Below are 11,255 nucleotides of genomic sequence, written 5' to 3' on the forward strand. Positions count from 1 at the left end.
TCACCCGTCGTCGGGTTGTCATGCCCCATTTCCCATATCGCTGTCGTGGTCGTGTAAGGGTGACACCACTGCGCATCGGGAATAGGCGCACTCATCTGATAACGGTAACGGGACTTCGGTAAAATCGGGGTAGGGTATTGATAGCAAATCGCGCCATCCTCTCCGCTCGTCTCCCAGACAATCCCTTGTCTATGCAGTTTGTAATTCAACCTTTCCATGATGAGAGTGCCCGCCTGAACCGGGGTATCACGGTAGTTCGTGTTCCCCGTCAGGGGATAGGCACTGCCTTGAGAGCCTAAGCACCAGAACAAGGCATCAAAAGGGAGAGCGGCATTGGTGGTGGTGGCGATGGCTTCTGGAATACAAGCGAGCTGCGCGATCGGATCACCAAATAAAATCGCTTCCGGGTTGAGAATGAACGCCAGCTCATCGTCGTTCCAAAGCGGATCGAGTTCGGTGAGATAGGCGACATCAAACGCGTCGGTGGCCATGCAGGCGGTGGACTGCATTAACTGTAACCAGTAAATGACAGGGTACTTGTACCAGTGTGCATGATAAAAGCCCGCGTCACTGCTCGAAGAGTCCCTGGAGGTGCTACGGCCGCCTATTTGTTGTAAGTTTGCGCCGCTCAGTTGCATCCCCATGTTCACCATGCAATAAGGTACCCTTGTCACATCCGTGAGGGCATACGGCTCCCAATACCCGATGTTTAAACCAATTTGCATGAAAACAGGCGGAGGTTTAGGGCAGTAAGAGATGGGCATCGTCGGGTTGCGTGTATCGGGATAGTGGGATGGGACAACCGGCACCGAGCCCAGTGTCATCGGAAACAGGCAGCGCCAGCAAATATCGCTGATTGGGTTGATGAAGTGTCCGGAGCACGTGGCGCCAGCGTGTGAGAGCGGGCTTATTGCCATGCTGATTAAGACCACCAACATGACGCCGATCGGTTTTATCATGGTAACCCCTCGTGACTGACATCAAATTCGGTCACTTTCCAATGCGTGCCTGATTGCTCAACCAGGCTCGGGACGGCTTTAATGTGCAGTCTTTTTGATAAATATCCTCGTTGATCAAAGTAGAAACGGCGATTGAGTATGTCGGCTGCCTGGTTAGGGCTGCCTCCCGTTAAGATCCACTTGATAGGTTTTGTGGCGTTCAGTGTTTGTGCAAACGCCAGTTGTTTTTCGTCGCGAGCATCCAGGAAGACAAGGACGTGTGAGTACTCAAACCGGTTAGGGGGACGTGTCCGCTCTGGCCAGGTGCTCGTATCGAAAGGATTGATCCGTGTGCCGGCTTTAGCAAAGAGGGCGCCTTTGCCATCGGTTAAATCTGCGGCCAACGTTAAACTCGGGTCGACAAAAAACGTCCTGGGTGTGGTGGTCGTGGTCAGCATCAGAGGGGGAGGCGTTTCAACACTCTCTGCCACTCTCTTTACAAAATCTTGCTGCAGTTCAGCCAGCTTGCCAGAGCGTTCAAACCTTTTTAATCGCTGCTCTATCCATATCAACATATCGATTTCACCAATGGGAAAGGTCGCGCCAATGCGACCTAAATCCTGAGCCCACAAGTGAAAGGGAACAAGAAAGGCTGAAACACTAAGGGCAAGCACCGTCACGTGTTTCATCGTGACTCCTTTTCCTGGTAACGCTGGACGATGGCCCGTTGGATTTGCGGAGTGATATCCATGGCGCCGCCAACGACGGCGGCACTGACTAACGCAATGGTGTTGTGCCTGGCGTTATACTTCGCTATCTCTTCATCCATAATGTCGGCAAACCGGGTTAACCGCTGTGTCTGCTCTTCAAGACTGATGTCGGTTTTCACGAGCTCCTGGTGATAGGCCGTTAATGTGCTTTTCACGTCAACACTGACCAACCTGGGCGTGTTCTGGGCGAGCAGGGCATAAGCCGCCAACGCGGAAAGAAGACTGACGCTGACCATCAGGGTCATTGTTGAAAGTGGGGTTTTCATATCATGTCCTTAGTGTTGAGGGCGTGTTCAAAGTCGGCAATCTCCTGACCGTAAAACTGCTTCGCGGTGGCGGTGATCGCCGCCATCAGCGGCATGCCTTCGTTCATCAGCTTTTCGCAGAACTCAAACTCATGAGGTTCGGTACTTAAGCACGCGCGGGAAAAAGGATCGGAGAACATTCGGTGATACGAAGTGTGGCCGCCAGCTTTGACACGAACGCAGCTGTATCCGGCGTCACTGGCGCACGGAAAGCTTTTGATGATCTGCTCTTCGTATTCATCGAAGGCTTTCGGGTTATCGGTTAGGAACTTATCGAAGCAATCCCCTTGTCTGAGGAGCATATGAATGTCCGAGTTGTCGTAACTGGCCCGCGCTTCTTCGTTAGCAAAGAAGTCAGTGATGCCCTGTGTGACGGTACAAAATGAGCCGCCAAACTTACGAGCGGTGCGATAACCAGTATTGATAAAGGTACGGGCTTGTGCGTTCGCCCCACTCATTAAGCTCCACGCCTCTTCAATGACGCACATCTTAGCGGTAGAACGAGAGCCAGACAGGTACATCTGTTGGTTGATAGAGACGATCAGGGCAAAAATCACAGGCCGCAGAACATCTTCATTAAACCCATCGAGCTCTAATGTGGTGATATCGATCGTTGGATCGAGCATGGACGGCTTATTAAAGGTCTCTCCGTAGATCCCTTTGCGGCAATACTTGTTAAGCTGAACGGCAATATCATGGATACGGCGGTCGTCGTGATACGCTTTGGCCAGTTCAAATAAAACGGTTTGAACATCATCCACTAAGGTTTCGGTGTGCTTTCTCTCCCAGGCTTGAATGATGGCATCACCAAGGACGGCCATCTGATAACTTTCCAGCTCTTGATAGGGCGAAGCGATAGTGGCAAACAGTGCGGTAATGTTACTGAGCGCTTCTTTGATGGGATCCACGTGTTCATGGTGTCCGTCGTCGTCGATGAAGTGCAGAGTCTCCGTGGCTTGCTGAGCGCTGTCCATCACCTTGCCAAGGTGAGTGAAAGGGTTGAGGTAGATGTTCCGATGATCGAGGTAGGTGCCACCGAGCATGAGCGTCAGCTTTTTGTAGCTTGCCCCTTTGTCCAGTATCCAACACTTTCCTCCGCAAGCGTAAACCGACTTGACCATACTTTGAACGAAAAAACTTTTCCCTGCACCAGAGCTGCCAGTAAGGGCAATGTTTTTGTTATCACTGCCGCAGTTGAATGGATCGAAAAAGGAGAGTTGCCCGCGCATGGTGGGCAGCAGCAGGCCTCCGCTCATCCGTTTGACGTCAAGCACGATGGGAAAGAAGCTCACTAAATTCGAGCTTTTCATTGAACGGACTTTGCCCGCCACGCCACAATCGCGCCATAACCCCTCACTCATCAGAAAAGGCAACGCCGTCAGCAGGCTCTGCGTTTGCAGCATCAATTGAGGACGGATATCCAGGCCCGTTGCGGAAAAGGCTTCTTTGGCCGCTTGTACGTCGCGCCGCTGGTGCCGTTGACGGGTAAACAAGGTTAAATTCAACACCATCGAACTAATGGTAAACTCTTTGTCACTGAGTCCTTTTTGCAGCCCCTTTCGCTCTTCCAGTTCATCCTTGGCCGTTGGCATGATCATGGCCAGAGGGGAGCCGACGGTTTTTGTCAGATCGGATATCTTGCGGTTATTGCCGTGCTCAAAGTTCCCCGTCACTTCCTGGCGAAAATTTACGGTCAGTAAATGCGGGCATGTGACGTGCCGGGCGATGTTACGAATGGACGCAAAGCATTCTGGTAGGGCATAGAGTCTAAAATCGCTCGGGGTTCGGGCCAGTCCCATACAGACCGTGCGACCCTGTGTTTCAGTGCCGTCATAGTTAGTGTGACGAGTGGCGATATGATCGCGGTGGATAAGCAGCTCGGTATCACTAGACATCACTTGCTGGTTGATGGGATCGTAACGGTTATAAGGGCGTTCGACAGGGCGATCCTGCATCGCATCAAAGTTTAACACGTCCCCGGCAAACGTGATCAGCCCTTCAGGGGTCAGTCTCTGCGTTTCAATACCCAACTGACTCAAGGCCGTTTCAATGGTCGATCTTAAGTCGCAGAGCGCGTCATTGTCTTTGGTCGTGGTGGACACAAAGAAATAGGCGTCATAATCACGAAGATCAAAGTGGTGCCTTTGTTTGTGGAAGAAGCCCTGATTGGCCGCAAATCGAGCGTATTGCGCTTCCTTGGCGGCTAAAGTTGCACAAATCCCCCCACGCTTGCTCATGCGCGCTTGATTCGCGTCAATGTAATGGGCGACTTTGTTGTGACCAAACAGCGACAGTTGATAGTCCCATTTGTCCCCCTGGGGTAAGTCACACACCATTTTGTTGAGCGATCGGATCAGCTCATCGTTTGCCCCGCCCAGGACGTTGAGCTTAAACCCAATCCCCTGCGAAGCCCGATTGAGAAAAAGCTGGGTGTCACTGTCAAAGGTGCGGTAGGGCAGTTCATGATGAAGGTGATTCTGATGCTTTTTCACGTCCTGATAAAACGCCCCCAACGTGCCCGTTTTTGGCTTTGAAAACAAGTGCAATAACATAGTCAGTCCTTCCAAATGGCTTGAACAGGGCGGCCTGTCCAACGGCTGTCATCGAGGATGAGATAAATATCGGTGGTATCGATGTAGTGTCCGTTTTTATCGATAAACGGAAAAACCGTGACCTTCTTTACCACATCGTCAGTACGGGCTGGTTCTCCTTGTCGTGTGCGCCTGGGTAACGTCATAAAGTCGGTTGGAATGACGTGAGTCGCTTTGGATGTGGCCAGATTGCCAGGTGCTTTGTAGCGATCGATATTGCGACGTACCTCGTCCATGCTGGTGCAGCCAGACACGCCACCGACGTTGCTGCAGCTATAGTCTTCGCCAAGACCGGCCGCGCAGCCCATTAACAGCAGCGTACAAGCAAGCAGAGATGATAATTTACACATACGGATGGTTCCTTTATTGGTGCCCAAAAGGCGTCGGGGGCACGTCAATGCCTTCGCTGGACAACTCCTTTGCCAATGGGTTAAGTGGCGTATTGGTGATCACATCGAGGATCTGGTTCGACTGGCTGCTTAGTTGCTGCTCCGCAGCCTTTGCTCGCTCATAGTCTTCGGCCATCAAGGGATCTAGGGGAAAGCCTTCCAGGAAGACGATATTGACCACCGCGCCCGGGTTGATTTCGACGATGGGGTGATACAGTTCGGCCAGACCAATGTAATAATCCGAGAGTTTGGCGCCGACACTGGAAGAGGCGTTGCCAAGCAGGTTTAGCGCGGCATCTTGTTGGTTTAGGCTTGATGTCGTGCCCAACGCTGAGGTTGAGGTGGTTTGGGAAAGTGCTTTTCCCGTTTCTCCAACCCCCGTCAAAATACCTGCAATGCCAGCCATTTGAACAATCTCGCCATTTTTCAACAGGGTGGTGCCACGAATACCGTTACGCCCAAAGTTGAACGCCGTGGCTTTAATGGCGACATCTAAGATACGGCCTTCCTCCTGAATGCAGCTCAGACGATGAGTACGGACAATGCCGCGACTGGAAGAGATTTCACCATACGCTGCCGCAGTCACGGTGCAGTTGTTAAGTCTGGATTTCTCTCCGTTTGGTAAAATGCCCTCATGAATCGTCTGAAAGACCACCGGGGTGGTATCTCCTTGGCCAAGAACCCCGGCATTGGTGTCCGCGCCTCCCGTGACCACGGCGGTCACAAAGGTGCCGGTTGGAACATAGTTATCAATGGTGCGGTGATAACTCTCTTCTTCCTGCTCCCAAAAGAAATCAAAGCTATCAAACTCATTGCGATTAAACAGGCCTTGCTCAGACGGTTGATACTGCATGTGCGCGATCTCAGGGTTGTCGTTGCTCGATGCGATGGGCCGAGGAGGCAGCGTATACTGGCCAAACGTTTCTGAGTCGTTGACGGGAACGTGTGTCTGAGAAGGGCGAAGAGGCTCGATGGTGAGGCGCTCGGGTTGGCTTTGTTCAAGCTCATCGAGGCGCGCCTCTAGCCGGGCTTCTTTCTCGCGAAACTCTTCACGCACTTGCTCCTCCACCAGGCGAGCCGTCTTTTCTTTCGCTTGTTCGATTTGACGTTGGGTATTTTCCTTAAGAGACTGCATGGACTCGGTCAGATCAGAGAGTTGCTTTTCCAAACCTGAAAGCGTGTTTTGCTGCAGGGTGAGGGCGGATTGGTTGTCTTTTTCGACAAAGTCTTGTTCAATGATGGCCCCAAATTCGACGGGCTCTTGAGAAGGTTCCTCGTGTATCCGCGCAGGCGAGCGTGTATAGGCATAAAGTCCCCACGCGGCAAGCAGTAATGCCGACAGGGCTACGATGGTCACGTTACCGTTGCGGGCGGCCGTTTTCTGATTGATCTCGCCTCCTTGTTCAAAATCCCCGTCGACGTCACGGAATAATCGTTTCTTCCAGTTACCGAACATCACTGATCCCTCCACCGGTTACGACATAAAGATGCGTGGTGTCATTTGGGCCAAGCTCGTATTTATCCAGTGCCGCACTGCGCGCCGCATAGCTGTAAAACTGCGCCGTGGTAAGTGTGACGCTGTCATTGCTTTTGTTTGTGATCTCATAAATGATGCCGGAATAATCCTTACCAACGAAGACGGTTTGCGGGGTGACAGGTAGGGATGAATTCTTTTCAGGCAAGGTTGTTGGGTCAACGGGATGAAGAGTGAACCCCGAAATCGGGGTACCGTTGACTTTCCATCGCATCATGGCTTTGGTGAAGTTGGCTATGGCTGACGGGTAATCAAACCCTCGCTCAAACACGGAAGGCTCCGATAAGTGTCGGTCGGTTGGCCTGAAAGCCGTCACGATGCCCGGCGTCGCTTTTGGGGTGATGAATAAGGCGAACAGACGACCTTTTTGAGTCAGTACATGAGCGGTAAAGGGTAAGGCCACATTAAGCTTTAAGGAAACCGAGCCCGTTTTATCCTTTTGGATCCCGTTCGTGGTACAAAAACCATGTGGGCAAGTGATGTTGAGGATTTTATCGTCTTCGACCACCAGGCGATTGATGTTGATTGAGGACAGGTGAATGGGGATCGTATCGCCATCCGTAAAAGGAAACGTGGCTTTTTGTACATTACTGGCGAAAGCGAGCGGGCTCAGGCTTATGATGACCAGCGCCAATCGCCATGAATAGAGTCTCATTCTTCCACTCCTTGTTTTTTAATTCCAATCAGTTCAATCACGCCGTTGCTGTAGTCCATCTGAACGAGATAGGTCACCCGCTCTGATGGCAGTGTTCGGTCGCCAACCGTTTTGATCAGGTGGCCTGTTTGTTTGAACTGCATGTTTTCAATGGAAATCTCGGTTTTTCCCGGCAAGGCATCAAAGCGGCTGGTTGTGTTGTATTGCTTGATGTGTTCAGAGTCTTTGATCAAGACGGGTTGGATGGTGGGCCAGTTTTGCGCCGGCACGTAATCAAGCAAGAGACCGTATTGCCTGACGACGTTCGCTGGTGTGACGTTGAGCTTCAGTTTTAAGAAGTATTCGCCCATCAGGTGAAGGTAGGGGGCATCGATCGCCGTATCTGAAACCGTAAAGGCTTGTGAAATGGTTGGGGGAACTAAGGTACGGCTTTTTTCCGACGAGGTCTTAGCCAGGCTGAGTCCTAAAGTCACATTAACCAGCATTGACGTAATAAATCCAAACACGAGAAGAAAGTTCAGTAATTTACTCAGGGCAAGTAAATGACCCTGATGTTTGTTTTCCATGGGGTGTCCCCCTTAAGAGAGCCAGTAGCGTTTCTGCGCAGCCGGAGTGTGTCTGAAGACGTGTTGACTGAGTGAGGCACTGCCCCACCAGTACAACACTAAGGCAATGATGTTGTCCCCATATTGGACCTTGATATAACGCAGTCCGGTAAACCACGCAGCGGCCAGGATAAAGCCAATCAGGTATTTGCCCGCGATAAAAAAACACACAAACAGCACCGCTCCAGGGAGCACTTCGTCTCTCGGCAGGCCGGAGATCCGCTTGCCCTTATTGATGTGCTTGGGAATCAAATAAAACAGTAGTTGGTTTTCCATGGTGCAGCCCCGGTTTAGGCCAGTCCGACAAGCGGTTTGATCACCTCCCAGAAAATCATGCCTCCGGCAAATCCCCCGATAGCGCCGAACCAGTTTCGTGTGGCAAAGCCTGTAACGGCGGCGCCAAGAGCGCCTGCAGTGAGCATGGCCATTTCAGCGGCAGAGTCGTCACCAGCGGTTGATTTGATAGTGGCTTTGCCCTCAGCAAATAAATCGGTGGCTAAGGATGGGAAAGCGAAGCCGAGCAGCAGCAGGGCGGCAATTGAGAGAAATAGGATACGGCTTTCGTATTTTTGATGGATAAGTGGCATACGTTGCCTCCTTATTTGAGTGGTGGAAAACGAAGCAATAGTTTTCCAGAGTGTTTAGTGGGTTCGGTGGAGGTATTTACGAACCCATTTGATCCCTCTGTTTCGACTGATGTGCAGTTTCCACGTTCTGGCGTCAAGAAGGCGCAGTTTCAGAAGTTTTTTGCAATAACTTTTGCGTTGTTTCGCGTTCATGTTGGTCGCATTGGCGAGATGTGGTTTATAGGGTTTGTGGGTGTAAAACTGTTGTTTAACGAGGATCGCGGTGTTCAGATTGGCAGGAAAACGGATTGGGCTTGGAGTATCAATCAGGGCGGCAAAAATTAACGTATCACCAACGCGATCAAGAGGCTTGAGCGCAATGATGGTGCCCTGTGTATCCAGTGTTTTGCCAATAAGTTCGCTTGACTCGTCTATGTAGTATCCGTAGACGATGATCATAGGCACTCCTTTGTGAGGACATTGTTTTGCTGACTTGTGGATCAGCAAAACAATGGAGCCCCTTTCAGAGCTCGTGCTACAAACTGGCTTGTGAGTTTGTGTAGTCAAACTCAACCTTTAACGTTAAAGGCTTAGGCAATACTCCCAATTAATTCCAACAAACCAAGTGATGATGCGTGCATACATACTCAGAACGTTGGCATTGGCCTGCGCCTCACCTAACAGGCGCCTGTATTTGGTTAGGTTATTTATACGCTGTCCTGCGCCCATCTGTGGCGCTTTCAGCAGCAAGAGCAGCCAACCCTCGCAGTCATGTATATATATACATGTGGTTTGGCGATAATGTCAAAGCGAGAATGAGCTGTTTTTTGTGCGATGTGTCACGTTTTGGATATTATCAAAAAAACAAATATTATCGTCTAAGTTGTTGTAATTGTGGGTTATTTTTATTATCCCAGCTGAGGTCGGTCCTCGTCGGTTACTGTCGGCTGCCTGGCTAGAGGGAATGGAAGAGTGTTTTTGGGCGTTGTTATTGATGTGTCCAACTCTCCCTGTTTGTTTGAGCGTTGGTGCATACCGTAGTAGGTGCAGTGAAAGAGGAGAGAATAGCCAGCACGCTCTTGCGCCAACGAACAAAACTAACAATGCTGAGGACTAAGAATTGGTGTCCATCCCATGATTTTGAATTAAAGCAAACGGGTCAGCATAGGGGTTTACTTAATTTATTCATAATTCGTAGAATAGTTGAGCTCCTTTCTCGCTGTTGTTGATGCGTTACTATTTCTACATTCATGACGCAGCGCTTGGTTATATTGGCGATTAGTTATTTTTTTACTTCCTCTTATTAACATTAATTACATTGCGCAATCTGTTTCGTATTTCGATACTTATCTCTGAAATATGGAGTAACTATTTATTAGTCGCCTTACATAATGACATCATGGTCGACTATTTCAATGCTCTTTATTGCCGCTTTTACTGAAAAGTGAAAGCGAGGGCTGAAGCCCTGTAGAACCATTCATTATCATTGCCGCATAAGGAGATACGAAAGATGAAACGACATCTTACTTGTTTAACCTTTTTTTTGAGCCTTGGCGTGACGGCGTCGGAGATGGACATCGCTTCTCTCCCTAGCTGTCATGAACTTGACGAAGAGATCGTTAATGGACGCGGTGGATACCACTGTGCAGATCTCATCAAGGAGAGTGACTACGAACGGTATAACATCCAGGAGACCGGAACCGCTCGTTCGCATCCGAACTACATCAATTTTAACGGCAACTCGACGGAGTTTATCTTACACAATAAAGGGGGGTATTTTGCCCGGTTGATTCTCGAGTATGACTGGTATGATGAATCGACCGGACAATACTATCGCCATAAGAAGGTATCTGGGGCCATCTCGGTCGGCAATAAAACCTCCTTTACCGCTGGATGGACGGTGCCCTATGCGCTAGTCAGCGCGGAGATGGAAACGTTGGCAGGGTGGAAAACCATTTTCACTGACTATATCTACGCGATTGAGAACAAATGGGCGACGCTGGATGATTCCTTTAACAAAATGCAATGGGATGTGTGGGGAACCATTTTTAACGCCCCGGCGAAGCAGGTTCAACCCCCTGGCACATACAATTACATTGAGTCCAATTACGTGGTGATGTACGGCAATGTCGAATTTGTAGACTATGGTCTGGTGTATGTTACCGACGTGGATCAACCCGTCCTTCCGCTTGAAATCAACGACAGAATGAAAGCCTGGAGCATACCAGAAGGCTGGACTGTCCGTTTTTATGAGGATGCGCACTTCCAGGGCAACTACTATACGCGTGACGGGGGCTATGGCAGCGATCCCGAGCTCTGGGATAAGATAAGCTCGGTAGAGATAATACATAGGGGAGAGTTTCCGATGGTTGATGAATAACACGCATCAAACACGCCACCTGGAGCCAGTTACTGGCTCCAGGTAAAGTAACCCCATGAGACTGAGATTAACGGTTCGACTTGCCCCTATGTGTTCGACGCACCGCTTTAGTCTATTCTCACGAGCCTTCGGAGTGTATTCTGATCCCGGCGATCATTGGACACCGTGTTAAGTGTGTACAATCATTAACGAGGTGAACCATGACAAACAAGAACAAGCGTATTATCCGTTCTCTGATCTGTAATAAAAGCCAGAATTAGGCTGTGATGTTCAAAGGGTTGAAAGTGAATGTCAGTATGTGAAGTGATTGATTAAAAGCCTGATTGGAAAGGAGGAGTGCTCAGCCCATGACATCAAAGCCGCTTTTCTTACTGAGCAGACAGTTCTTCGCTTTTGCGTTCCTACTCTATCTTGTGCTTTTGATAGTAATCCTGGAAACTCTCCCCAGTCAGACGTTGCAGCTGAGTTTGCTCATAGCACTATCCGTCTACCACATTCAGATATGCTTCCCATTTCTTAGGG

The 11,255-nt window shown here is 50.0% G+C and carries 12 protein-coding genes; 1 reads left to right on the forward strand and 11 read right to left on the reverse strand.

What is annotated here, in order from left to right; translation table 11 throughout:
* The 11 genes from traU to ELS82_RS22645 form a co-directional block, all read right to left on the reverse strand.
* On the reverse strand, nt 1-917 hold a 917-nt coding region (traU, locus tag ELS82_RS22595), incomplete at its 3' end, for a conjugal transfer pilus assembly protein TraU (RefSeq protein ID WP_244230857.1).
* A gap of 38 nt (nt 918-955) precedes the next feature.
* A complete protein-coding gene (gene traW / locus ELS82_RS22600; protein WP_134837453.1) occupies nt 956-1,627 on the reverse strand; it encodes a type-F conjugative transfer system protein TraW in 672 nt (223 codons plus the stop codon).
* On the reverse strand, nt 1,624-1,974 hold the full coding sequence (trbI, locus tag ELS82_RS22605) for a type-F conjugative transfer system protein TrbI (RefSeq protein ID WP_134837454.1): 351 nt from the start codon (nt 1,972-1,974) through the stop codon (nt 1,624-1,626). Before trbI ends, traW begins: the two co-directional genes overlap by 4 nt.
* On the reverse strand, nt 1,971-4,565 hold the full coding sequence (gene traC / locus ELS82_RS22610) for a type IV secretion system protein TraC (protein WP_134837455.1): 2,595 nt from the start codon (nt 4,563-4,565) through the stop codon (nt 1,971-1,973). Before traC ends, trbI begins: the two co-directional genes overlap by 4 nt.
* A 2-nt stretch (nt 4,566-4,567) precedes the next feature.
* Complete coding sequence (gene traV / locus ELS82_RS22615; protein ID WP_134837456.1) at nt 4,568-4,954, reverse strand: type IV conjugative transfer system lipoprotein TraV; 387 nt, start codon at nt 4,952-4,954, stop codon at nt 4,568-4,570.
* A gap of 13 nt (nt 4,955-4,967) precedes the next feature.
* Nucleotides 4,968-6,449 carry a TrbI/VirB10 family protein gene (locus ELS82_RS22620; RefSeq protein WP_134837463.1) on the reverse strand — a complete coding sequence of 494 codons (1,482 nt, stop codon included), beginning with the start codon at nt 6,447-6,449 and terminating at the stop codon, nt 4,968-4,970.
* Nucleotides 6,439-7,182 carry a type-F conjugative transfer system secretin TraK gene (gene traK, locus ELS82_RS22625; protein ID WP_134837457.1) on the reverse strand — a complete coding sequence of 248 codons (744 nt, stop codon included), beginning with the start codon at nt 7,180-7,182 and terminating at the stop codon, nt 6,439-6,441. Before traK ends, ELS82_RS22620 begins: the two co-directional genes overlap by 11 nt.
* Nucleotides 7,179-7,748, reverse strand: coding sequence for a type IV conjugative transfer system protein TraE (traE, locus tag ELS82_RS22630; RefSeq protein ID WP_134837458.1), 570 nt, complete (start codon nt 7,746-7,748; stop codon nt 7,179-7,181). Before traE ends, traK begins: the two co-directional genes overlap by 4 nt.
* A gap of 12 nt (nt 7,749-7,760) precedes the next feature.
* Nucleotides 7,761-8,063, reverse strand: coding sequence for a type IV conjugative transfer system protein TraL (traL, locus tag ELS82_RS22635; protein ID WP_134837459.1), 303 nt, complete (start codon nt 8,061-8,063; stop codon nt 7,761-7,763).
* A 14-nt stretch (nt 8,064-8,077) separates the two neighbouring features.
* Nucleotides 8,078-8,374 (reverse strand): type IV conjugative transfer system pilin TraA, encoded by a 297-nt coding sequence (traA, locus tag ELS82_RS22640; protein ID WP_134837460.1) that lies wholly within the window; start codon nt 8,372-8,374, stop codon nt 8,078-8,080.
* 54 nt (nt 8,375-8,428) lie between these two features.
* On the reverse strand, nt 8,429-8,812 hold the full coding sequence (locus tag ELS82_RS22645; protein WP_134837461.1) for a hypothetical protein: 384 nt from the start codon (nt 8,810-8,812) through the stop codon (nt 8,429-8,431).
* A gap of 1,051 nt (nt 8,813-9,863) precedes the next feature.
* Between ELS82_RS22645 and ELS82_RS22650 the strand changes: the two genes are divergently transcribed.
* Complete coding sequence (locus tag ELS82_RS22650; RefSeq protein WP_134837462.1) at nt 9,864-10,733, forward strand: hypothetical protein; 870 nt, start codon at nt 9,864-9,866, stop codon at nt 10,731-10,733.
* The last annotated feature ends 522 nt before the right edge of the window (nt 10,734-11,255 follow it).

Source organism: Vibrio ouci, from assembly GCF_004551525.1.
Taxonomy (GTDB): domain Bacteria; phylum Pseudomonadota; class Gammaproteobacteria; order Enterobacterales; family Vibrionaceae; genus Vibrio; species Vibrio ouci.